Origin of the sequence: Marinobacter sp., assembly GCF_035268745.1 — a bacterium.
Lineage (GTDB): Bacteria > Pseudomonadota > Gammaproteobacteria > Pseudomonadales > Oleiphilaceae > Marinobacter.
Genome location: NZ_DATFKH010000138.1, coordinates 1 through 22,879, shown reverse-complemented (window position 1 = coordinate 22,879; position 22,879 = coordinate 1). Strand labels below are relative to the sequence as shown.

Annotated in this window: 20 protein-coding genes and 1 pseudogene; 16 read left to right on the top strand and 5 right to left on the bottom strand. The window is 57.1% G+C overall.

All coding sequences use genetic code 11. The annotated features are described in order from the left end of the window. The 5 genes and pseudogenes from VJ956_RS11005 to glpK all read left to right on the top strand — a co-directional run. A pseudogene (locus VJ956_RS11005) lies at nt 1-429 on the top strand (acetyl-CoA hydrolase); the annotation flags it as partial. Next, entirely contained in the window at nt 429-887 is a 459-nt protein-coding gene (locus tag VJ956_RS11000) for a peptidylprolyl isomerase (protein WP_324084788.1), read from the top strand. The pseudogene VJ956_RS11005 and the gene VJ956_RS11000, both read left to right, overlap by 1 nt. Nucleotides 888-1,116: 229 nt before the next feature. Continuing rightward, nucleotides 1,117-1,854 (top strand): response regulator, encoded by a 738-nt coding sequence (locus tag VJ956_RS10995; protein WP_324084786.1) that lies wholly within the window; start codon nt 1,117-1,119, stop codon nt 1,852-1,854. Nucleotides 1,855-1,912: 58 nt separating this feature from the next. Further along, nucleotides 1,913-3,487 carry an ATP-binding protein gene (locus tag VJ956_RS10990; RefSeq protein ID WP_324084784.1) on the top strand — a complete coding sequence of 525 codons (1,575 nt, stop codon included), beginning with the start codon at nt 1,913-1,915 and terminating at the stop codon, nt 3,485-3,487. A 32-nt stretch (nt 3,488-3,519) separates the two neighbouring features. Further along, nucleotides 3,520-5,001, top strand: a complete 1,482-nt coding sequence (glpK, locus tag VJ956_RS10985) for a glycerol kinase GlpK (protein ID WP_324084782.1) — start codon at nt 3,520-3,522, stop codon at nt 4,999-5,001. A gap of 19 nt (nt 5,002-5,020) precedes the next feature. Here the strand turns inward: glpK and VJ956_RS10980 are convergent, their stop codons facing one another. After that, nucleotides 5,021-6,091: an ABC transporter ATP-binding protein gene (locus VJ956_RS10980; protein WP_324084780.1), complete on the bottom strand. Its 1,071-nt coding sequence runs from the start codon at nt 6,089-6,091 to the stop codon at nt 5,021-5,023. Then, nucleotides 6,091-7,005: an ornithine carbamoyltransferase gene (gene argF / locus VJ956_RS10975; protein WP_324084778.1), complete on the bottom strand. Its 915-nt coding sequence runs from the start codon at nt 7,003-7,005 to the stop codon at nt 6,091-6,093. Before argF ends, VJ956_RS10980 begins: the two co-directional genes overlap by 1 nt. A 164-nt stretch (nt 7,006-7,169) precedes the next feature. Here argF and grxD point away from each other — a divergent pair, with 164 nt between their 5' ends. Continuing rightward, nucleotides 7,170-7,496, top strand: coding sequence for a Grx4 family monothiol glutaredoxin (gene grxD / locus VJ956_RS10970; protein ID WP_324084776.1), 327 nt, complete (start codon nt 7,170-7,172; stop codon nt 7,494-7,496). 145 nt (nt 7,497-7,641) lie between these two features. Here the strand turns inward: grxD and VJ956_RS10965 are convergent, their stop codons facing one another. From VJ956_RS10965 to VJ956_RS10955, 3 genes are all read right to left on the bottom strand, one after another. Continuing rightward, a complete protein-coding gene (locus VJ956_RS10965) occupies nt 7,642-9,888 on the bottom strand; it encodes a DUF1631 domain-containing protein (RefSeq protein WP_324084774.1) in 2,247 nt (748 codons plus the stop codon). A gap of 154 nt (nt 9,889-10,042) precedes the next feature. Further along, nucleotides 10,043-11,326, bottom strand: a complete 1,284-nt coding sequence (locus tag VJ956_RS10960) for an HlyC/CorC family transporter (protein WP_324084771.1) — start codon at nt 11,324-11,326, stop codon at nt 10,043-10,045. An 88-nt stretch (nt 11,327-11,414) separates the two neighbouring features. After that, a complete protein-coding gene (locus VJ956_RS10955) occupies nt 11,415-12,221 on the bottom strand; it encodes a cytochrome C assembly family protein (RefSeq protein WP_324084770.1) in 807 nt (268 codons plus the stop codon). A gap of 190 nt (nt 12,222-12,411) precedes the next feature. Here VJ956_RS10955 and ffh point away from each other — a divergent pair, with 190 nt between their 5' ends. The 10 genes from ffh (at nt 12,412) to recJ (ending at nt 22,359) form a co-directional block, all read left to right on the top strand. Further along, nucleotides 12,412-13,800, top strand: coding sequence for a signal recognition particle protein (ffh, locus tag VJ956_RS10950; RefSeq protein ID WP_324084768.1), 1,389 nt, complete (start codon nt 12,412-12,414; stop codon nt 13,798-13,800). Between the two features lie 143 nt (nt 13,801-13,943). Further along, nucleotides 13,944-14,189, top strand: a complete 246-nt coding sequence (gene rpsP / locus VJ956_RS10945; protein ID WP_324084766.1) for a 30S ribosomal protein S16 — start codon at nt 13,944-13,946, stop codon at nt 14,187-14,189. Between the two features lie 24 nt (nt 14,190-14,213). Beyond that, complete coding sequence (gene rimM / locus VJ956_RS10940; protein ID WP_324084764.1) at nt 14,214-14,741, top strand: ribosome maturation factor RimM; 528 nt, start codon at nt 14,214-14,216, stop codon at nt 14,739-14,741. Between the two features lie 3 nt (nt 14,742-14,744). Beyond that, a complete protein-coding gene (gene trmD / locus VJ956_RS10935) occupies nt 14,745-15,503 on the top strand; it encodes a tRNA (guanosine(37)-N1)-methyltransferase TrmD (protein WP_324084761.1) in 759 nt (252 codons plus the stop codon). Between the two features lie 25 nt (nt 15,504-15,528). Continuing rightward, complete coding sequence (rplS, locus tag VJ956_RS10930; protein ID WP_324084758.1) at nt 15,529-15,885, top strand: 50S ribosomal protein L19; 357 nt, start codon at nt 15,529-15,531, stop codon at nt 15,883-15,885. A gap of 80 nt (nt 15,886-15,965) precedes the next feature. Further along, on the top strand, nt 15,966-16,898 hold the full coding sequence (xerD, locus tag VJ956_RS10925; RefSeq protein ID WP_324084756.1) for a site-specific tyrosine recombinase XerD: 933 nt from the start codon (nt 15,966-15,968) through the stop codon (nt 16,896-16,898). A gap of 158 nt (nt 16,899-17,056) precedes the next feature. Next, nucleotides 17,057-17,803, top strand: coding sequence for a DsbC family protein (locus VJ956_RS10920; RefSeq protein WP_324084754.1), 747 nt, complete (start codon nt 17,057-17,059; stop codon nt 17,801-17,803). An 85-nt stretch (nt 17,804-17,888) separates the two neighbouring features. Beyond that, nucleotides 17,889-19,193 carry a homoserine dehydrogenase gene (locus VJ956_RS10915; RefSeq protein WP_324084752.1) on the top strand — a complete coding sequence of 435 codons (1,305 nt, stop codon included), beginning with the start codon at nt 17,889-17,891 and terminating at the stop codon, nt 19,191-19,193. A gap of 26 nt (nt 19,194-19,219) precedes the next feature. Continuing rightward, nucleotides 19,220-20,620: a threonine synthase gene (gene thrC, locus VJ956_RS10910; protein ID WP_324084750.1), complete on the top strand. Its 1,401-nt coding sequence runs from the start codon at nt 19,220-19,222 to the stop codon at nt 20,618-20,620. Nucleotides 20,621-20,625: 5 nt separating this feature from the next. Continuing rightward, entirely contained in the window at nt 20,626-22,359 is a 1,734-nt protein-coding gene (recJ, locus tag VJ956_RS10905; protein ID WP_324084749.1) for a single-stranded-DNA-specific exonuclease RecJ, read from the top strand. Nucleotides 22,360-22,879: the final 520 nt, after the last annotated feature.

Here is a 22,879-nt window from a genome sequence, read left to right as displayed (position 1 = left end):
GCGGACTCGCGGTTTCAGGAGGACCTTCTGGCGCAGGCCAGGAAGGCTGGCAAGGTGGACCCGGAGTTCCGGATACCCATGGGCTGGCGCAACAATACCCCGGCGCATGTCAGGCACACAGTGGCAACCGCTGGTGGTGGTGGACTGTTCCCGGCTTTCCCGACTGGCTGCGACTTTACCGAAGAAGAACTGGTTCTGGGTAAAGCGTTAAAGGCGCTGAAAGCTGCAACGGCCAGCCGGCGTGGCAAAATGCGCGTGCTGGGGAAGGCCCTGACAGCGACTGACACCGAGGGCCGCTACCAGTCGCTGCTGCAGCGAATGCAGCTCGACAACCCCCGGGGGCTGCGGGCAAAGCTTGACCAGCGGCTGCTTGTCCATGGTCTTGACCTGACTGACACTTCACCGGATAAAGGAAATCAGACGACCTGATGCAGAAACCTGACGTATTTACCGTCCACTATGTGCTCAAGAACAAGCTTGGCGAGTTGGTGGACACCTCCGAAGGAAGCGAGCCTCTGCGTTTTATCCATGGCACCCCGGGCGTGATTACCGGTATCCAGGAGGCAGTGAAAGACCGCAATGTGGGGGACTGTCTGGAAGTGACCGTGCCCCCTTCAATGGCATATGGGGAACACAATCCTGATCTTGTCCGCACTGTGCCGCGTTCCATGTTTGAAGGCGTTGAAAATCTGCAGACGGGCATGAAATTCCAGACCAACACCGGCAGTGAAGCCCAGGTGGTGCAGGTTGTCAGTATTGATGGCAACCTGGTCAAGGTGGATGCGAATCACCCCCTGGCCGGCTTTACGCTCTATTTTGATATTGAAATCATCGAAAGGCGCGAGGCCACGGATGAGGAAGTGGCCGCCGGTTATCCCCTGGACTGAGGTGTTCGCGGCTTCCATTGTGACTGGCAACCCCACTCTCGCCGAACGCGCCCGCCACTCTGCCGGAACTCCCGCTGGATTGGCGGTATCCGGGCTGTAACCATCAGTCGGTTCCATGTATATTTCTGAAAAGCATGTATAGTTGCTGTTACAGCATGTAGCCTGTAGATTCAGGCATCCATGGGTTCGTGTGCTAAGGACTCGGGAAATCCAAATAACAAGCTCAGAGATGGACGGCGTGGAACAAACGAACGAAAGTTGGCGTATTCTGATAGTCGAGGACGATGAAAGGCTGGCGGAGCTGACCCGGGAGTATCTGGAAAGCAACGGCCTCAGCGTGTCTCTGGAACAAAACGGCGGCAATGCAGTCGAGCGTATCCGTAATGAGCAGCCGGATCTGGTGGTGCTGGATCTGATGCTGCCCGGCGAAGATGGTCTTTCAATCTGTCGTCGGGTAAGGCCGAACTACAATGGACCGATCATCATGCTGACGGCTCGCACCGATGATCTGGACCAGGTGTTGGGTCTGGAAATGGGTGCAGACGATTACGTCGGTAAACCGGTCAAACCCCGGGTCCTCCTGGCCCGCATCCGGGCATTGTTGCGCCGGGTGAGCGAGACCGGTACGGTGGCCGCGGAAGAAGGTCTTACCGAAGAACCGGTCCGGCTTCGGTTCAACGATCTGGTGGTGGATCGTTCCATGCGTGAAGCCTGGCTGAACGATACCAGCATTGAGCTGACCAGTGCCGAATTTGATCTGCTCTGGCTGCTTTCGAGTAACGCCGGACGTGTTCTCAGCCGCGAAGAGATTTTCACTGCCCTGCGGGGTATCGAGTACGATGGTCAGGACCGCTCAATCGATGTCCGGGTGTCCAGAATTCGCCCGAAAATCGGCGATGACCCTATTCACCCGCGGCGCATCAAGACGGTTCGCAGTAAAGGCTACCTGTTTGTAAAGGAAGCCTGACTATCCAGCCTCTGGCGCTGGCCCCGGAGGGTCAGCGTTCATTGCCAGGGTTCAGACAATGCCCTTCAAGTTTTTCTTCAATTTCTATGCCCGCCTCATCGGCCTGACGTCCCTGATTCTTCTGGTCTGTGTCGCCCTGTTTCTGGGGGTCAATTCGGTTCGTGAGCAATACTGGCAGGAACGGTTTGCCGGGCCCCTGATGCGCTGGATCGCTTCAGCTCCCAACCCGGGGCTGCAGTACCACTGGCTGTCCTCAAGGTACGATTTTCAGGCAGTGTCTGCCGATCAGTTGACGGTATCCGAGATTGTTATCGAACGACTTTCCTACGGTCAGGTCGTTTCACGGGATACCAGCGTCGGCCAGCAGGTTATGGTTCTGGATGACTCGGGGCAGGTACTGACATTGCGATTCGGGGATTTCTACCGTGATGTTTCCGAGGCTCTGGCGCTGATTACCCGGTGGCACCTGAGAGGCGTTCCCGGCGAAAGCCGGGAACAGGCGATGGGGCAGTTGTCCGAATCCCTGAATGTCTCGCTGACCCAGGTCCGGGACCCTGGTTCAGTGCCGGATGCAGATGTTCTTGACCGCGTGGCCGAGCGCGGTATTTCGTTGTACCAGTACCCGTCCGATACCCGTGTCCACGTGCTTATCCGGCTGAAGGATGGCGCACTGATTGATCTGGTGATGCCGCCACCGTTTGATAACTGGGCATGGCCGGTGCTTTTGCTGCTGCTGGTGGTGGGCGGCGGAGTACTGGCGCTGGCCCTGTACGCGGCGCTCAGGGCGGTGGACAGTAATCTCAGGGCTGTTGAGTCCGTGGCTATCCGGATTGCCAGGGGTGAGATGGGCGCCCGGGTCGAAACCACTGACAGCCGGCTGGTGTCACGGCTGGCAGCGTCTTTCAATGGCATGGCCGAGCATATCCAGCGGCTGGTGGACGTTCAGCGGGAAATGATTCACGCAGTTTCCCATGAATTGCGTACTCCGGTGGCACGTATACGTTTTGGCGTCCAGATGATCGAAAGTGCAACCAGCCCGGCGACGTTGCAGAAACAGCTCGACGGCATTGATGGCGACATTCAGGAACTGGATGAGCTGATCGATGAAATTCTCACCTATGCCAGACTTGAGCAGGGCGGGCCTGTGTTTGCCCTGCACGAGCATTCAGTGACGGACATTGTCCGCCAGGTGGTCAGTGAGCAGCAACTGATTCGTACCGAGCATGTGATCGAGGCCGACATTGATGAAGAGTCCGAAACCTGGTCGCTTTCTGATATCGAGCCGCGTTATATTCATCGCGCCATCCAGAATCTGGTGGGCAATGGTGCCCGTTATGCGGCCAGCCGGATCCGCGTCCACTGCCAGTTAGATGAAGACAACTGCCGGATCGACGTCGAAGACGATGGCCCGGGCGTGCCAGAAGAAGACTGGGAGAAGGTGTTTACGGCCTTTGCCCGGCTGGATGACAGCCGCACCCGTACCTCTGGCGGTTACGGCCTGGGACTGTCGATTGTGCGCCGTATTCTATACTGGCATGGAGGCCAGGCCTTTGTCGGTCGTAGCGATAAACTCGGTGGTGCCAGGTTCAGTCTGGTCTGGCCCCGTAAGAAGCCGTTTGAGCCAACGCTCTGATTTTCCGTTTCGCAGCTGAAAGGATGCAATGAATGCCGCAGTACCTGCTTGCTATTGATCAGGGTACCACCAGCTCCCGCGCCATTGTTTTTGACGCTGGCGGAACGTCCGTTGCCACTGCGCAGCAGGAATTTCAGCAGTATTTTCCTCAGGATGGGTGGGTTGAACACGATGCACTCGAAATCTGGGAAAGCACGCTCGCAGTCTGCCGTGAAGTGCTTGCAAGCTCCGGCGTGCCGCTGTCATCAATTTCAGGAATCGGTATTACCAACCAGCGCGAAACCACCATTATCTGGGACCGCAAGACCGGCAAGCCGGTCTATCGCGCGATTGTCTGGCAGGATCGCCGGACCGCTTCCGGGTGCTCCAGGCTCAAATCCGATGGCCATGAAGATACCGTTGTCGAGCGTACCGGTCTGCTGATCGACCCCTATTTCTCCGCAACCAAAATCGCCTGGATTCTGGATAACGTTGATGGTTCGCGGGCACGGGCCGAAGCTGGCGAACTGGCATTCGGCACTGTCGACAGCTGGCTGCTGTGGAACCTGACCAACGGCGGGTCCCACTGCACTGACGCTACCAACGCCTCCCGCACCGCGATTTTCAACATCCACCAGCAGGACTGGGACGAGGAGCTGCTGGCGCTTTTCCGCATTCCGCGATCGCTACTGCCAGAAGTGCTGGATTCGGCTGCGGATTTTGGTACCACAGCCCCGGAATGGTTTGGCGAGGCCCTGCCGGTTGCCGGAATAGCCGGCGATCAGCATGCGGCCCTGATAGGCCAGGCCTGTTTCAAACCGGGAATGGCGAAGAGTACCTATGGCACCGGTTGCTTCCTGATGGTAAATACCGGCTCTGAAGCGCCTCGTTCAGAAAACCGGCTGCTCACCACTATGGCATATCGCCTCAACGGCAAACCCTGTTACGCGATGGAAGGCAGCATCTTTGTAGCAGGTGCGGCCATGCAATGGCTGAGGGATGGGCTCAAGCTTATCCGCCACGCCAGTGAGTCGTCACGATACGCCATCGAAGTAGGCGTGGAGAACCCGGTTTACCTGGTGCCTGCGTTTACCGGCCTGGGCGCGCCCCACTGGGATCCCCACGCTCGCGGCGCGATTATGGGTCTCACTCGGGATACCGGCATTGCCGAGATTGTAACAGCGGGGCTGCAGTCGGTCTGTTATCAGACCAAGGATCTGGTTCGCGCTATCCAGAATGACGGCACTTCCCTGAAATCACTCAGAGTGGACGGCGGCATGGTAGTCAATGACTGGCTCATGCAGTTTCTTGCGGATATTCTCAATGTGTCGGTTGAACGGCCACGGGTCACCGAAACCACGGCGCTGGGCGCAGCCTATCTTGCGGGTTTGCAGACCGGCGTATACGAAAACCTGGAGCAGATTGGCGCACTGTGGAAGCAGGAGCACCATTTTGAACCGGTCATGAGACCGGTTCTGCGGGAATCACTCTACGCCGGATGGCTGGATGCGGTCGCAAGAGTCTGCAACAACTGACGCGCCAGATCCGGTGGGTTCAGGTTCGCTCGAAAGCAATCAGGTGATCTGCTTCGACCCGAACGGGCACACGCTCCCCCAGGTGGAAATCCAGGTGACTGCGAAACAGCGCCTCGAATTCCGTGTCTTCGGAGCAGCGGAAGCGATAGAGCGTTGAGGTGCCTGCAAAGATCTTTTCTATGACTTCCGGCTTCAGGTCCGACTCGGCGTCGTAAACGATGTCATCAGGGCGAATAAGAATATCGACCAGGGTTCCCGGCTGCCAGCGGTAGGCCCGGTTACCACGAATGACCCCCAGCCTCGATTCAATGGTATCCGGCCCAAGCGTCGTACCGGGAATGAAACCACCCTGGCCAACAAAACCCGCGACAAACCGGTTCGCGGGCTCATGATAAAGGTTGTAAGGCACATCCCACTGCTGAATTCCGCCATCCTTCAGAACGGCAACCTGGTCGCACATCGCAAAGGCTTCCTGCTGATCGTGGGTGACCAGGATTGCGCTGATGCCCAGTGTCTTCAGGATCTCCCTCACATCCAGGCTCAGTCGCCTGCGCAGATCAGCGTCCAGATTGGAGAAGGGTTCGTCCAGAAGAATCAGCGTGGGCTCCGGCGCCAGTGCCCGGGCAAGGGCAACACGCTGTTGCTGGCCGCCAGAAAGCTCATGGGGATAACTGTCGGCAAGGTCCTGAAGGTGGACGACCTGCAACAGCTCGCGGACTCTCTGGGCTTTTTCCCCACGGCTTTCGTTGCGCAGGCCGAAGCCGACATTTTCAGCAATCGTCAGATGGGGAAAAAGCGCATAGTCCTGAAATACCATGCCGATCCGGCGCTTTTCCGGGGCCAGAGTCTTGCCCGGCAGGCTGATGGCCGCTCCCTGCAGGCGTATCTCGCCGCCGTTGAGTGGCAGAAACCCGGCCAGCGCTCGCAGGATGGTGCTTTTGCCGCAGCCACTGGGTCCGAGCAGGCAGCCGATATCGCCATGGCTGAGGGCAAAACTGACCTCCTTGACCACAGAACCGTTGCCGTAGCCGCAGGACATGTTGGTGACTTCGAGAAGCCAGTCATCGGGCTGGCTCTGACTTGTTATCATCAGGCTGTTCCAGGGTTGAGAATCAGGAATTCAAGCAGGGCTTTCTGGGCGTGGAGACGATTTTCCGCCTCGTCCCAGACAACGGAGCCGGCGTGTTCCATCATGTCAGCCGAGATTTCTTCGCCCCGGTGTGCGGGCAGGCAGTGCATGAACAGGGCGTCTTTATCCGCAAGGCTCATCAGTTGCGGGTTAATCTGATAATTGGCAAAGGCGCCTTCGCGGGCTTTCTGCTCATCTTCCTGGCCCATGGACGCCCACACGTCGGTCACCAGAAGATGTGCGTCCCTGGCGGCTTCGGCTGGGTCCCTGACCATTTCTGTGTGGCCGGCATGGGTCTGCAGCAGGGCAGCATCCGGCTCATAGCCTTCAGGGCAGGCTATGCGCAGATTGAAACCGAACTGGTTGGCTGCGTTCATATAGGAGTGGCACATATTATTCCCGTCACCGATCCAGGCCACGGTTCCGCCCCGAATGCTGCCGCGATGCTCACGGTAGGTCTGCATGTCGGCCAGTAACTGGCAGGGATGGAAAGTGTCAGTCAGGGCGTTGATCACCGGTGCCCGGGAAGCCGCAGCAAAGCGCTCAGCGGTTGCATGATCGAACGTACGGATCATCACTGCATCGACCATGCTGGATATGACAATGGCCGAATCTTCCAGAGGTTCGCCGCGGCCAAGCTGGGTGTCCCGCGGCGACAGAAACAGTGCAGAGCCGCCAAGCTGGGCCATTCCTGCTTCAAAGGATACCCGGGTTCGGGTCGAAGACTTTTCGAAAATCATCGCCAGCACGCGATTCTTGAGGGTCTCCCGAACTGTACCCTGGCGCCATTCCCTGCGAAGCTTGGTGGCATGGTCAAGCAGAGCCTCCAGTTCATCCGGGCTGAAATCGTTAAGAGTGAGAAAGTGTCTTGCCATGACAAGGTCTGCCTTTCAAAGGGACACAAGTCTAGCGGCTCAACCGTGTGATGACAACGCCATTGGCGCTCACACAGGTTTGGTCCCGCTACGGCGAGGCGTGTACAATAAGCGTCACACGTTGCACTATGGCAACTCATGATTTCTGCGCGAGGTAACTGTCAATGGACGTAAACGAAACTATCAAGAACCAGCTCGAAGAAAATCCGATCATTCTGTACATGAAAGGATCTCCGCAGCAGCCTCAGTGCGGTTTCTCGGCCAAGACATCCCAGGCTCTGATGGCCTGCGGTGAACGCTTTGCATTTGTCAATATTCTTGATAATCAGGAACTGCGGGAGGCACTGAAAGTGTATTCCAGCTGGCCCACCTATCCCCAGCTTTATATTAACGGCGAGCTTGTCGGCGGCTGCGATATCATTCTCGAGATGTCCGAGAGCGGCGAACTTGCGGAACAGGTGAAAGCAGCTGCGAGGCAGGCAGAAGCCTGAACACGGGTGCGGTAACGGACATCAGAAAGTAGTTCACCCTGACCCTGGATCACCACTGAAGAAAACTGGCTATGAGTGGTCCAGGGCAGTCTGATAGCAGCCCTGGACCGTAATTTCCCGCAAGGCTTCGGTCTTTTGCGCTCGGCTACCCCGCGGCCTTACTTCGCAAAGTGCCGGCGACCGCATCCAGGGCACGATCAATGAGAGCGCCCTGCTGCAGAACGGTTAAACGACCCCTTCGCAGTTCATGGGCAAGTTCAGATCTGGTCTTTTCGATGACTTTCAGTCCCATGCGGTTGACGAAAACGAAGCATTCCGCCTCTTCGATGATTGCGGAGAGTTTGCAGCGGAAGCTGGCACCATTGACCAGACTGAACTCAACCCAGTTGCCGACCTCCATTTCGTCGATCTGGGCAACGTATTCTGCTATCGCCGCATTTTCCAGTTCCTGCTGACGCTTGATTGCGGTCTGGGCTTGCTGCGGGTCTTCTTTCTCCGGCTCGGGCGGCGGGTTGGCCATGGTTTCGGCAAGCTCGTTGGCGCGGAAGGCTTCTGTCAGTTCATGCTTCAGCTCAGCCATCATTTCGTCAAGTTTGGAGGAGTTATAGGATACTTCCTCAAGGCCTGCCCGTAGCGATTTAAGAAGCCCGGGAACGACCCGGACCCAGTGATCGCGCTCTTCATCCTCCTGATGCGGGTGCAGACACCAGATCAGATCATCGACGACTTTTACTGTCTGCGCCCAGCGATGCTCTACATCGTCGCGAAGGTAGGCCAGGAACATGACGCGGCTCCAGCCGTTCAGCAGGATGTTGCGAACAGGCTCCTGAAGCTTGTAGCTGGCCAGCTTTTTCTGAAGCAGCTGATCCACAGTCTCCTGCGCTTTCTGGGATTTGATGCGGCCGCGCTCGGACTCCCGGGTGCGCTGTTCCACAAGGGAGGATTTGCGGTTTTCGCGAGCCAGGAACTGGTCGAACTCTTCTCCAAGTGTCTCAAACAGCGCAATATCACCATCGAATTCATTGAGAATACGGACCACGATGGAGTGGATCTGATCATAAAGTTTGTCACGGGTCTTCTCGTCGCTCTCACTCCAGCCAATCCCCGCCTTTGCGAGGCTATTAAGCAGTCGGCGGGCAGGGTGGGTGGCTTTGCTGAAGAAGGTTTTGTCCTTGATGACAACTTTCAGAATGGGAATCTGAAGGCGGCTGATCAGTACCTGAACCGGCGCTGACAGGTTGTAATCGTCCAGAATGAACTCGAACAGCATGGACACGAGGTTGATCAGGTCCTCGTCCATTTCGTTCAGTGCCGGTTTTTTACCATTTTTCTTGGTTTCTGCCTGCAACAGCAACTGACTGACCACCGCGTACAGATCTACTGCGCGTGGTTGGCCCTCACTCAGGTTTTCCCAATTGTGCAGTTCGGGGTCCTGTTGCGGGAGCGCGCTCAGCAGACGGATCAGCTCGGACTCACCAATAACCTGCACGTCAGCGTCGGCTGACCTTGAGCCACCCCTGGTTTGCCTGCGCTGATACGCCAGCAACTGGCGGATCTGCTCGAACATCTCCCTTTCGTGGTGGCCCTGGGTGTCAGTATCAGCCGACTGTGCCGCCTGGTCTTCAGGGCTGGCGTCGGGCTGCGCTGAATGATCAGCTGAACCCCGGGCAGGCCGATCGTGCTGCTTGCCGGATTTGCCATGGTAGCGGAAATTAGGGATGACACCGGCCTGAACCAGTATCCGGTTGGCTTCGTCAAGCAGCATCCCGAGATTGGACACGACATAACGATCGAACTGCTTGAGCAGAATCAGGCGTTCACGAATCTGGATTTCGAGTGCCTGAATGGCTTCCACAAAGGCGCTGCAGAGATGTTCGGGAGACAGGGGATTGACCGGCGATTCATCACTTGCATTCGGGTAAACCTGGCTGAATCTAGCCTGCAGTTGCAGCAGGGGACCCTGAAAGTGAACCTTTGATTTGGTGATCATCGCATTCAGCGCGACCTGTTCTTCCAGATCATCATCACCAACCAGGGCCAGAGAATCCGCACTGGATTGTGTCCGGCTCAGGTCTTCGCTGGCAGTGGTTCCGCTCTGGGGGGGGTGCAGGAACAGCTGGCCGACAGTATTCTGAAAGTGCCGTTCAACGCCTTTGCGCTTGATGCGAATTTCGCGCATGGCCTCAAAATAGCGATTCTGCTCGTTGTTGCTCCTGGCATTGTTCGCCAGCTCGAACAGCGAATCATCAACCGCATCAAAGGAGCCCTGCAATAAGTCTCCCAGCCCGGCCACGACAGTGTCGCGGATTCGCACGACCTCGGTCGGCATTTTGCCTGAACTGACAGCTTCCCGGTGCTCGCGGAGAAAATGTATACCGGACTGCTTGTTCATCACAGACTCCTGTGCGCCTCAACCGGGTATAAAAAGACCGAGCGTTGTACCGTTATCGTTTTTAATTCTATTTTAGGTTAGCACAGGGTAACACAGAATTGTATGAACAGAATATCGTCAAAATGCTACTGGAACCACATAATTGAATGACGTTCTATCGGGCCATGCGTTTTTTGCGTTTAAGCGGATGAACAATAGCGGCTTTCACCACATTGTCCTTGATCTGGAGCACCTCCACCCGGTGGCCGCTTACTTTCAGGCACACATTGGTGTCGGGAATGTTTTCCAGTGTTTCGGTGATCAGCCCGTTCAGGGTTTTGGGGCCATCCTGCGGCAGTTTCCAGCCAAGATCCTTGTTGATCGTGCGCACCGCCGCGGTGCCATCAATGATAAAGGTACCGTTGTCCTGGGGAATAATGCTGGGGCTGGTCGATGCATAATCGGTGGTGAACTCGCCGACAATTTCTTCCAGTATATCTTCAAGCGTGGCCAGTCCCAGGACCTCCCCGTACTCATCGACCACGATCCCGAAGCGGCGCTTTTCTTTCTGGAAATTGATGAGCTGGGTGTTCAGGGGTGTGCTTTCAGGAATGAAATAGGGCTCGCGGCACAGTTGCATCAGCATTGCCTTGTTGATCTCCTCCTGTTGCAGGAGCTTGGTGGCGTTGCGCAGGTGAAGTACGCCCTGAATGTTATTGACGTCCCCCTTGAAAACCGGAAGGCGTGTGTGCTGGCTGCTTTTTAACTGGCGCAGGATGGTTTCAAGGTCATCTTCAAGATCAACGCCGACCACTTCGTTGCGCGGCACCATGATGTCATTCACGGTGACTTTTTCCAGGTCAAGGATGCTCACCAGCATGTCTTTGTGTTTGGCAGGTATCAGGGCGCCGGCTTCGTTAACCAGCGTCCGCAGTTCTTCGCGGCTGAGGTGGTCGTTGGTGGCATCTTTGGCAGAAACGCCAATCAGTTTGAGAATAGCGCCAGTGAACAGGTTGACAGCCCAGACGACCGGGTACAGGAGTTTGAGTAACGGTCCGAGAACATGACTTGCCGGAAAGGCAATCTTTTCGGGGAAGAGGGCGGCCAGAGTCTTTGGCGTAACCTCGGCAAAAATCAGAATGACAATGGTCAGCAGGATAGTCGCGACGGCAATGCCAGCATCACCCCAGATCTCAATGGCGATGACGGTTGCGATCGCTGAGGCAAGGATGTTGACGAAGTTATTGCCGATCAGGATGACACCGATCAACTGGTCCGTCCGGTTCAGCAGGTTCTGGGCCCGCTTTGCACCTTTATGGCCAGCTTTCGCCATGTGCTTCAGGCGGTAGCGGTTGAGCGACATCATGCCGGTCTCGGAGCTGGAAAAAAACCCGGAGAGCAGGATCAGGGCGGCCAGAATGATAAACAGTGTGGTAAGCGAGGTTGATGTGTCTTCCAAGAAATTGCGTCCTCAGGTTACAACCGTCAGATTAAGGTGGTGTCTGGCGGCTGGGCTGTCAAGTGATCGGGTTCGAGCCGGAGAGCCGTCAGCCACCACGATGGAAAAGCAGTTCGAGGACAAACTTGGTGCCGTAAAAGGCCAGCATTAACAGGGTGCAGCCGGCCAGCGTCCAGCGGCTGGCGGTCACACCTCGCCAGCCCCTGATGTAGCGGCCGATCAGCAGGGCAATAAACACGACCAGTGACAGCAGCGAGAAAAACGTCTTGTGGGCCAGGTCCTGGGCAAAGATGTCGTCAATGAACAGCGCTCCGGTGACGATGGCCAGTACCAGCATCACCACGCCGGCCCAGACCATTTCGAACAGCACCGACTCCATGGTCTGCAGCGGCGGCAGGTTCCTGATCAGTATGCTGTTGTAGTTGTGCTTGAGCTGGCGGTTCTGGAGGTAGAGTAACGCTGCCTGGATCGCTGCCAGGGTAAACAGGCTGTAGGCTGTGACCGACAGGGCGATGTGGGAAAGCATGCCATAACTGTCTCCCGGGACCAGTTGGTGAGAGCCGCGGGCGACCAGCCCCAGGATAATTGTCAGCGCAGCGATGGGATAAACGCCGAGAAACAGGCTCTCGACAGGCTTGCGGAGATTGAGCCCCAGCAACAGAAAGACAACCAGCCAGGAAATCAGTACCGAGCTCTGGAAGAACGCGAAGTCGAACCCGCCTTCGCGGTAGACCGTATGGGCAATCAGCAAGCCATGGGCGGTCAGCGCCAGCATGCCGATCAGTGTGGTTATTGCGATATTGGTATGCACCCGACCCCTGAAGCTGAGAGCCTGCAAGGCTGTGCCAATGCTGTAGAGCAGTAACGAAGTGACCGCGAGGATCAGCGTTCCCATGACTTCCTTTAACCACGTGAAAACAGAGAATCGGCAGGCACTGATGCCGATTTGACCGGTCTGGTCGTTTAAAGTCGTTAGTCTGGTTATAATGTCGCGATTATGCAACAGGAATCAAGGGCACCCGTCATCAATCCCGTCGGGTTTCCCTTTGTTTTGCAATCAATTTATCCGGATACGGAAGATCAGCATGTTTGAGAACCTTCAGGACCGGCTTTCCGGCAGTCTGCACAAAATCTCGGGTCAGGCGCGGCTGACCGACGACAATATAAAAGAAACACTCCGGGAAGTCCGGATGGCTTTGCTGGAAGCCGATGTTGCCCTGCCGGTGGTCAAAGAGTTTATCGAAGGCGTACGTCAGCGCTCCGTTGGTCAGGAAGTCCAGCGCAGTCTGACGCCCGGGCAGGTATTCGTGAAAGTTGTCCAGCAGGAGCTGGAGCGCGTTATGGGGGACGGCAACGAGTCTCTCAATCTGGCGACCCAGCCGCCGGCGGTTATTATGATGGCGGGTTTGCAGGGTGCGGGTAAGACCACGACGGTGGCGAAACTGGCGCGCTTTCTCAAGGAACGTCAGAAAAAATCGGTCATGGTAGTGAGCGCAGACGTCTATCGCCCGGCGGCGATCCGTCAGCTGGAAACCCTGGCGGGCGAGGTCAGCGTCGAGTTTTTCCCCAGTTCCGGGGATCAGGATCCGGTCGATATTGCCAATGGTGCCCTGGATGCCGCCAGGAAAAAGCATATTGATGTAGTGATTCTGGACACCGCTGGCCGTCTGCACATTGACGAACAGATGATGGGAGAGATTGGTCGCCTGCATAAAGCGGTCAACCCCATCGAGACTCTGTTCGTGGTCGACGCCATGACCGGTCAGGATGCGGCAAATACCGCCAGGGCTTTTAATGATGCGCTGCCCCTGACCGGTGTGGTGCTGACCAAGACTGACGGTGATGCCCGCGGCGGTGCAGCCCTGTCGGTCCGGCATATCACCGGCAAACCCATCAAGTTCCTGGGTGTGGGTGAGAAAACCGATGCCCTGGAGCCATTCCACCCCGACCGGGTAGCGTCGCGGATTCTGGGCATGGGCGATGTGCTCTCGCTTATAGAGGAAGCAGAGCGCAAGATTGACCAGAAGAAGGCACAGAAGCTCAGCAAGAAGATCAAGAAAGGCAAAAGCTTTGATCTCGAAGACTTCCGCGACCAGTTGCAGCAGATGAAAAACATGGGCGGTATCGGTGGCATGATGGAAAAATTGCCGGGCATGGGGCAGATGGCCCAGATGGCCCAGCAGCAGGTGAACGACAAGTCGATGGGGCAGATGGAAGCCATCATCTGCTCGATGACACCGAAGGAACGCCGCTATCCGGATGTCATCAATAATTCCCGGAAGCGTCGCATCGCCGGGGGGTCCGGCACCCAGATCCAGGACATCAACCGTCTGCTTAAACAGCACAAACAGATGCAGAAAATGATGAAGAAATTTGGCAAGAAAGGCGGAATGGCTAACATGATGCGTGGTCTGGGCGGTATGATGCCGCCAGGCGGCGCTGGCGGTGGTATGCCACCGCGCGGGCGTATGTAGAAACCGGGGCATTTTCCCTGTTTTCTTTGGCGTTCAATTAGCATAGAATACGGCCCCTTTCGAGTATGGGTCTTCGCGCCGGCCAGAGTCTGGCGGGTGTGAATCGTACAAAGTTCGTACAACAGAACAGGATATTGGTCGAAATGGTAATAATCCGTTTGGCTCGCGGCGGCTCCAAGAAGCGCCCGTTCTACCATCTGACAGTGACAGACAGCCGTAAATCCCGCGACGGTCGTTTCATCGAGCGCGTTGGCTTCTTCAACCCGGTCGCCCGCGGCCAGGAAGAGCGTCTGCGTATTGATCGTGATCGCGTTGATCACTGGGTGAGCCAGGGTGCTCAGACCAGTGAGCGTGTAGCTCAACTGTTGAAAGGCGCGGCCGCCGAGTAATCAGGTTGTTACCGGGGTGTTTCCATGGCTAGGCATTCGCAGGAAACTGTGATCGGTCAGATAACCTCGGTTTTTGGGGTTAAGGGATGGTTGAAAGTCTATTCCTATACTGATCCCAAGGACGGAATTCTGGAATACCGGGACTGGACGCTGGTTCACAACGGTCAGCGAATTCCCGCGAAACTTGAAGAAGGCCGACGGCAAGGTCAGGGCATTGTAGTCAGGTTGAAGGGTATAGATGACCGTGAGGTCGCCCGTACCTACAGCGGTGCCGACATTACCGTGCCCACGACCGAGTTGCCGGAATTGCCCGACGGTGAGTTTTACTGGCATCAGCTTGAAGGGCTTACGGTGTTCACCGTCGATGGTGAGTGCCTGGGTAAAGTCGATCATATGATCGAAACCGGCGCCAACGATGTACTTGTGGTTCGTGCAACCGAGGCATCGATTGACCAGCGCGAGCGGTTGATTCCCTATCTGCCGGACCAGGCCGTCATCAGCGTCAGTCTTGCTGAAGGATCAATCACTGTTGACTGGGACCCGGAGTTCTAGCGGGTGTGGATTGGCGCGGTCAGTCTGTTTCCTGAAATGTTTGCTGCGGTCACCGAAGTCGGGATTACCGGGCGGGCAGTGAGAGAGGGTCTGTTGACCTTTCATGCGTGGAATCCCCGGGAATTCACCCATGATCGGCACCGCACGGTGGATGACCGGCCATACGGTGGCGGGCCGGGTATGCTGATGAAAATTCAGCCCCTGCGGGATGCGATTCAGGCAGCAAAGGCGGCAGCACCGGGTAAACCCTGTGTGGTGTATCTTTCGCCCCAGGGAGAGAGGCTGAATCAGGCAATGGTCGGCTCGCTGGCATCAGAGCAAAGCCTGATTCTGGTGGCAGGCCGCTATGAGGGTGTTGATGAGCGCCTGATCTCTGCGGAGGTCAATCTGGAGCTTTCGCTGGGCGATTTCGTCCTGTCCGGGGGCGAGCTGGCCGCCATGGCGGTGATGGATGCGATTACGCGTCTCATTCCCGGAGCGCTGGGCCATGCACAGTCAGCGGAGCAGGATTCATTTGCTGACGGCCTGCTGGATTGTCCGCACTACACCCGGCCGGAACTGTACGAGGGCCAGGCAGTGCCAGATGTATTGTTGGGCGGTCACCATGATCAGATCCGCCGTTGGCGGCTCAAGCAGTCCCTGAGGCGAACCCGGGAGCGACGCCCTGACCTGCTGGAAGGCCGGGTATTTACGAATGAAGAGCGCGAGCTGCTGGAAGAGATTTTAAACGAACCGGGTGCCTTCGAATCATCAGGGCATTAAAAGATTAGGTATCAGGAGCATTACGATGAGCGGTAAGAACACTATCATCAGTCAGATTGAATCAGAGCAGATGACCAAGGAAATCCCGGTGTTCACACCGGGTGACACGGTGGTTATCCAGGTGCGTGTAACGGAGGGTAACCGTGAGCGCCTTCAGGCGTTTGAAGGCGTTGTCATCGGCAAGCGCAATCGTGGCATGAACTCTTCCTTTACCGTGCGCAAGGTTTCCTACGGTGTAGGTGTCGAGCGTACCTTCCAGACCTTCTCCAGACTGATCGACAGCATCAGTGTGAAGCGTCGCGGTGACGTTCGCCAGGCCAAGCTGTACTACCTGCGCGATCTGTCTGGCAAGGCCGCCCGGATCAAGGAAAAGCTGGGCTGAAAACCGGCGTGTGCCGGTGGCAGCCGAGGCAGGATCAGTTCGAGGGGAAGGGCAGCTTATGGCTGCCCTTTCTTGGTTAAATGATCGATAAGCGCAGATCCACAGACCTCGTCCGCTCCTCCGATGCTGCAATCGTCGAGCGTTTCTGCGATGCCATCTGGCTGGAAGACGGTCTGGGGGAAAAGACCCGCCAGGCCTACCAGAGTGATCTGGAGCGGCTGGCTGTTTGGCTGATGAAACAGCCGGGCCAGCCGCTGCTGGCCGATGTCAACCGCAGCCACCTTCTGGGCTGGATTTCAAATGGTCTCGCCGATGGCTGTAAAACGGCCACTGCTGCGCGTCGTCTGTCGGGACTGCGCCGCTTTTACCGTTATCTGTTGCGGGAAAATCTGATCGTCGAAGATCCGACTCTTCGAATCGACAGCCCGCGGCTGCCGCAGAAATTACCGGACTCCCTTTCCGAGGCAGATGTTGAGTGTTTGCTGGCGGAGCCGGATCCCGACCTGCCCATCGAGCTCCGTGACAAAGCCATGATGGAAATACTGTATGGCTGCGGCCTGAGGGTTTCCGAGCTGGTGGCCCTGACCGTTGCCGAGGTCAACCTGCGCCAGGGCGTGATCCGTATCATTGGCAAAGGTGATAAGGAGCGGCTGGTGCCGCTGGGGGAGGAAGCGGTGGACTGGCTGATCCGGTACATGCGCCAGGCTCGGCCGCAACTGCTGAAAGCCGGACCCTGCGATGCGCTGTTTCCCGGTAACCGGCCGGCAGCGATGACCCGGCAGACCTTCTGGCACCGCATCAAGCTCTATGCCCAGCGCGCCGGCATTCGCAAACAGCTGTCGCCCCATACGCTGCGGCACGCGTTTGCCACCCATCTGCTGAATCACGGCGCGGATCTCAGAGTCGTGCAGATGTTGCTTGGGCACGCGGACCTGTCAACGACCCAGATATATACCCACGTCGCCCGTCAGCGTCTGCAGGCTTTGCACCAGTCACATCATCCCCGTGGTTGATAGCCGCAGAGTTGTTCAGAGGCTCCCTTGCTCTGGCAAATTGACGAGCGGCGAGTTATTTTGTCGCCTTGCCGCTGAACTTAAGGCCCGGCTTTTTGTCGCAGCTGGAACAGTACCTGATCGCACAGGTTTTTTAACTCGGAATATCGGAACTCCCTATGCTTAAACCCCGGATGTCACGTTTATTTACCCTTCTCTCTGCAGCCCTGCTTGTTGCTTTTTACGGCACAGCCGCAGCGGCCGGCGAAATCGAGGAGGCCATCGCCGCGAAGCTGTCGGCGGCGGTTCCCCAACTGGATATTACCGGTGTCACTGAATCCGAGGTTCCCGGTCTGTATGAGGTTACCAGCAGCAACAGCGCAACCGTCCTGGTGACCGAGGATGGCCAGTACCTTCTGGCCGGGGATCTGTTCAGGATCAGCCCCGAGGGCATCGCCAATCTGTCGGAAGACAAGCGCCTGATCGAGCGGTCGGAAACATTGCAAGGTTTCGGCATGGATGGCGTTATTTCCTATCCCGCCAAGGGCGAGGAAAAGGCCTCCATTGCCGTCTTCACCGACATCGACTGCCCTTATTGCCGCAAGTTTCACGATGAAATGCCGCAGCTGAATGAACTCGGAATTACCGTGCATTACTTCGGGTTCCCACGTTCCGGTCCTGGCACCTCGTCCTTCAACAAATATGTATCGGTCTGGTGTGCGGATGATCAGAGATCGGCGATGGACGCAGCCAAGCAGGGTAAAAATATCGACCGCAAGAGTTGTGACAACCCGGTACTGGCACAATATCAGCTGGGCCAGCAGGTCGGGGTCAGCGGAACCCCGGCGATTATCATGGAAAACGGACAGGTAATACCCGGCTATCGTCCTGCGGAACAGCTGGCCCAGGATCTGGGGCTGTTCTGATCGGTTGTTTTGGGGTTATTCGGGGGCACATTTACCGTTATACTGTCGCTCGACTAAACAACCTATCGGAAACAGGGGTGAAAGTTTGAAAGAGGTCAATGTCGGAATCTGCGGATTGGGCACCGTCGGTGGCGGTACATTTAATGTTCTTGAGCGTAACGCGAAGCTGATTACCGGCCGCACCGGTTTCAGCATCCGCATTGCCCGGGTTGCGACCCGCACCCCCAGGAACGACATTGATCTGGGCGCGATTCCCTTCAGCACCGATGTGTTCGATGTGGTGAACGATCCCTCTGTCGATGTGGTTGTGGAACTGATCGGCGGTTACGACACGGCCCGGGAACTGGTGCTGGCGGCCATCGAGCAAGGCAAGCATGTGGTCACCGCGAACAAGGCCCTTATCGCTGTCCACGGCAACGAGATTTTTGCAGCTGCGGCGGAAAAGAACGTCATTGTTTCCTATGAAGCAGGCGTTGCCGGTGGCATTCCTGTGATCAAGGCTGTCCGTGAAGGTATGGCGGCAAATCGCGTCGACTGGATCGCTGGCATCATTAACGGCACCGGCAACTACATACTGACCGAAATGCGGGCAGGCCGGGAATTTGCCGCAGTTCTGAAAGAAGCCCAGGATCTGGGCTATGCCGAAGCCGATCCGACCTTTGATGTGGAAGGTATCGACGCCGCCCACAAACTGACTATTCTGGCCTCGGCCGGTTTCGGTGTGCCGCTGCAGTTTGAAAAGGCCTATACCGAAGGCATTTCCGATGTTACTCCCTACGATATTGCTCACGCCGAGATTCTGGGCTATCGCATCAAGCATCTTGGTATCGCCCGTCGCCGCGAGGGTGGTATCGAGTTGCGTGTTCATCCGACGCTGGTGCCACGCAGCCACCTGATCGCCCAGGTGGACGGTGTACTCAATGCCGTGCTGGTGGATGGCGACGCTGTCGGCCAGACCATGTACTATGGCCCCGGTGCCGGTGACGAGGCAACGGCCTCGGCGGTGATTGCCGATATCATCGACGCGGCCAGAGCGGTCGCTTCTTCCAGTGAACTGCGGATTCCCTACCTGGGGTTCCGGCCGGACGCGATGGAAAATCTGCCGGTGCTGCCGATGGAAGATATCCAGTCGGCCTATTACCTGCGCATCACTGCTCTGGACCATCCAGGCGTTCTTGCCAAGATCGCATCGGTCATCAGCGAGCACGGTATCAACATTGAATCCATCATGCAGAAAGAGTCCGAATTCAAAGACGGGCGCATTCCGGTCATCATCCTGACTCACACGGTTCAGGAACGGCAAATGAACCGTGCCATCGAAGAGCTGGAAGCGCTGAGCGATATCGATGGTCGTGTTGTCCGCATTCGTGCGGAAAATTTCGAGGGCTAGAGCCCCAGGGTAGAGAGAAATACAGGGTGAGATACATCAGTACACGGGGCGAAGCGCCCTCAGTGGGTTTCGAGGATGTACTGCTGACAGGGCTTGCCCCCGATGGCGGGCTGTACGTTCCGGAATCGCTGCCGCACTTCAGTCTTGAAGAAATACGCAGTTGGCGTGGTTTGTCCTACAGTGAGCTGGCGTTTAACGTCATGCATCCGTTTGTCGAGGACGCGGTTCCGGCCGATGACTTTCAGGCCATGCTGGCTGAAACCTATGGCGTGTTTGCCCACAAGGCGGTCGCGCCGCTGGTTCAACTGGACACCAATGAGTGGGTTCTGGAGCTGTTCCGTGGGCCGACTCTTGCCTTCAAGGATTTTGCCCTGCAGTTACTGGGTCGCCTGCTCGATTACGTGCTGGAAAAACGTCAGCAGCATGTGGTTATCATGGGCGCAACGTCCGGTGATACCGGGTCTGCGGCCATTGAGGGCTGCCGCCGCTGCAAGCACGTCGATATATTTATCCTGCATCCCTACCAGCGGGTGTCGGAAGTACAGCGGCGCCAGATGACCACCGTCAAAGGCGAGAATATCCATAACCTCGCGGTGCGTGGCAATTTCGATGATTGCCAGCGCATGGTAAAAGCCAGCTTCAGCGACCAGTCGTTCCTTGGCGGCAAGACCCAGCTGGCGGCGGTGAACTCGATCAACTGGGCGCGGATCATGGCCCAGATCGTTTATTACTTCCATGCATCACTGGCGCTGGGCGGCCCTGACCGCAGCATGGCGTTTTCGGTGCCAACCGGCAACTTTGGCGATATCTTCGCCGGCTACCTGGCGAGAAACATGGGCCTGCCAGTCTCCCAACTGGTGATTGCCACCAACCGGAATGACATTCTGCACCGTTTCATGAGCGGCAACCGGTACGAACAGCAAACCCTGGAACATACCCTGTCACCCAGCATGGATATCATGGTGTCGAGCAACTTCGAACGGCTGCTGTTTGATCTCCATGGTCGTGATGGCCGGGCAGTGAAAGAGTTGCTGGAAAACGCCTCGAAAGGCCCGGTGAGCATAGCGGATTACCGGTGGAAATCCGCCCGTAGGCTGTTTGACAGTGATGCCGTGGATGACAGGGGCACCACAGACACCATTCGCGAGATCTTCGAGCACAATGAATACCTGCTGGACCCGCACACTGCCATTGGTGTCCGTGCTGCCAGGAACTGCCGGCGCGATCCCTCAGTGCCGATGATTACCCTTGGCACGGCCCACCCGGCAAAATTCCCGGACGCGGTTCTGGAGTCCGGGGTAAAAGCATCACCGGAGCTTCCGATCCACATGGCAGACCTGTTCGAGCGGGAAGAACGTTATACCGTGCTGGAAAACGATCTGCCTACCGTGCAGGACTTCATCACCAGGCACTGGAAGAATACCTGACCGGTATGACATCCAGAAAGATCCTGCGTCGCCCCACTCCGGGCAGCCCTTCGGGCTGGGGCAAGAATCTGCCTGCCCTGCTGCGGCGCCTTTACGCGGCACGCGGGGTCAGCTCTGATGAACAACTCAGTTACAGCCTCAAGTACCTTGCCTCGCCAATGGAATTGCGCGGGATTGATCACGCGGTGCAATTGCTTGCGACTGCGATTGCTGAAAAGCAGCGTGTGATGATATTGGGGGATTTTGATGCGGATGGCGCGACCAGCACCGCCGTTGCGATGCTCGGCCTGGGCATGCTGGGTCTTGAACACCTGGATTTTCGCGTACCCAGCCGCTTCGCCGATGGCTACGGACTGACCCCGGGCATCATTGCCCGCCTCGAGGAAGAAGGCGCATTACCAGACCTGCTGGTCACCGTTGATAACGGCATTGCGGCCGTAGAGGGCGTCCGGGCTGCCAGGGACCTGGACATCAGTGTTGTGGTTACCGACCATCACCTGGCTGGTGAAACTTTGCCGGATGCCAACGCCATCGTAAATCCAAATCAGCCCGGCTGCCCTTTTCTGAGCAAGAACGCCGCGGGCGTTGGCGTCATGTTTTATGTGTTGACGGCCCTGCGCAGACACCTGCGGGAAAATAACCGGTTGCCCGACCCCCAGCCAAATCTCGGCAGCCTGCTGGACCTGGTGGCACTGGGCACCGTCGCTGATGTCGTTCCCCTGGACCACAATAACCGGATATTGGTCGAACAGGGGCTCAGGCGGATTCGCCAGGGCGAAGCGAGGCCTGGCATTCTGGCACTGCTGGAAGTCGCCGGGCGGGATTATCAGGAAATCAGCTCTACCGATCTGGGGTTTGTCGTGGGGCCACGGCTCAATGCTGCCGGACGGCTGGACGACATGAGCGTTGGTATAGCCTGCCTGCTGGCCGACAGTCGGGATGAAGCATTGCGACTGGCCCGTGAACTCGACACCTTTAACCGCGAACGCCGAACCATTGAAAAAGGCATGAAGGCCCAGGCGCAGGAACTGCTCGCGTCCATGTCGCTGGATCTCGAAGGGCTTCCCTGGGGGCTGGCCCTGTTCGATGCCGACTGGCACCAGGGCGTGATCGGCATCCTTGCGGCGCGCATCCGGGAACAGACCCACCGTCCAACGATTGCTTTTGCGCCGGATGATAACGGTGTCGACATCAAAGGCTCCGCCCGATCCATTCCCGGGTTGCATATTCGCGACGTGCTGGCGGCGGTCGATTCCCGCCACCCGGGCATGATGAAAAAATTCGGTGGCCACGCCATGGCCGCCGGCATGACCCTGCGTCGTGATGACCTGGATGCATTCAGCGAGGCATTCGACAGGGCAGTGCGCGACAGCCTTCGTGCCGAAGACCTGGAAGCCGCCATTACCACCGACGGACCCTTGAATTCCGGGGAACTCCATCTCGATACCGCAACGCTGCTCAGGCGCGCGGGTCCCTGGGGGCAGCATTTCCCGGAACCCCTGTTCGACGGCAACTTCCGCGTGGTCAGCCAGCGCATTGTTGGCGAAAACCATCTGAAACTGGTGCTTCAACCCGAAGAAGGCGGCGCTATCATCGACGGCATCGCGTTCAATACCGGCCCGGAAGTACCGGACTACACCCGCACCGGTGCGCGCATCGTTTACAAGCCTGACGCCAACACCTTCCGGGGCCGGACCAATCTGCAGTTGCTTATTGATTATCTGGAGCCGCTGGAGTAGTTCGGTTCGGTGGCTGGCACGAGGGTGGAGGTTCTTTTCTTTCGGGAAAAGAACTCGCTGCGCTCAGACACCTTTGTCCCTGCAGAAAAGAACCTCCACCCCCGCGCCGATCAGGCCTTGGTTGAGTCCTCCATACGTCGCTACTAATCCAACCTACGAGACTAAGGCAATGCCAAGCTCCGGGCGCCAATCGGGCAGCTTCTTCCGGGATCGTCAAAATCATGGATGATTTTGTCGAGCGTACATGGATGTATTCACAGCGTATCCCGGGAGAAGCTGCCCGATTGGCGCTGCACCCAAGTCTGAGTGGCGCTACACCCAAGCCCGATTGATGTTGGCACCGAACCAGAGTGTGCCTCCCTGGCTGATTTAATCACCGATTTCCGGTAGAATCCCGCCTCTGATTTTGATCGCATCCATTTTCTGATAGCGAGTAGGCAATTCATGGAAATCAATCCCATTGTTACGAAGATAAAAGACCTTCGTGAGCGCACCGAAGCGCTCAGGGGGTACCTTTGAC

What these genes read in the sequence shown, in the direction of transcription:
- glpK (WP_324084782.1), top strand. Translation starts at nt 3,520, where the DNA reads ATGCCGCAGTACCTGCTTGCTATTGATCAGGGTACCACCAGCTCCCGC.
- ffh (WP_324084768.1), top strand. Translation starts at nt 12,412, where the DNA reads ATGTTTGAGAACCTTCAGGACCGGCTTTCCGGCAGTCTGCACAAAATC.
- VJ956_RS10980 (WP_324084780.1), bottom strand. Translation starts at nt 6,091, where the DNA reads ATGATAACAAGTCAGAGCCAGCCCGATGACTGGCTTCTCGAAGTCACC.
- xerD (WP_324084756.1), top strand. Translation starts at nt 15,966, where the DNA reads ATGATCGATAAGCGCAGATCCACAGACCTCGTCCGCTCCTCCGATGCT.
- VJ956_RS10955 (WP_324084770.1), bottom strand. Translation starts at nt 12,221, where the DNA reads ATGGGAACGCTGATCCTCGCGGTCACTTCGTTACTGCTCTACAGCATT.
- rpsP (WP_324084766.1), top strand. Translation starts at nt 13,944, where the DNA reads ATGGTAATAATCCGTTTGGCTCGCGGCGGCTCCAAGAAGCGCCCGTTC.
- rimM (WP_324084764.1), top strand. Translation starts at nt 14,214, where the DNA reads ATGGCTAGGCATTCGCAGGAAACTGTGATCGGTCAGATAACCTCGGTT.
- VJ956_RS10990 (WP_324084784.1), top strand. Translation starts at nt 1,913, where the DNA reads ATGCCCTTCAAGTTTTTCTTCAATTTCTATGCCCGCCTCATCGGCCTG.
- rplS (WP_324084758.1), top strand. Translation starts at nt 15,529, where the DNA reads ATGAGCGGTAAGAACACTATCATCAGTCAGATTGAATCAGAGCAGATG.
- VJ956_RS10920 (WP_324084754.1), top strand. Translation starts at nt 17,057, where the DNA reads ATGCTTAAACCCCGGATGTCACGTTTATTTACCCTTCTCTCTGCAGCC.
- grxD (WP_324084776.1), top strand. Translation starts at nt 7,170, where the DNA reads ATGGACGTAAACGAAACTATCAAGAACCAGCTCGAAGAAAATCCGATC.
- recJ (WP_324084749.1), top strand. Translation starts at nt 20,626, where the DNA reads ATGACATCCAGAAAGATCCTGCGTCGCCCCACTCCGGGCAGCCCTTCG.
- VJ956_RS11000 (WP_324084788.1), top strand. Translation starts at nt 429, where the DNA reads ATGCAGAAACCTGACGTATTTACCGTCCACTATGTGCTCAAGAACAAG.
- argF (WP_324084778.1), bottom strand. Translation starts at nt 7,005, where the DNA reads ATGGCAAGACACTTTCTCACTCTTAACGATTTCAGCCCGGATGAACTG.
- VJ956_RS10965 (WP_324084774.1), bottom strand. Translation starts at nt 9,888, where the DNA reads ATGAACAAGCAGTCCGGTATACATTTTCTCCGCGAGCACCGGGAAGCT.
- VJ956_RS10995 (WP_324084786.1), top strand. Translation starts at nt 1,117, where the DNA reads ATGGACGGCGTGGAACAAACGAACGAAAGTTGGCGTATTCTGATAGTC.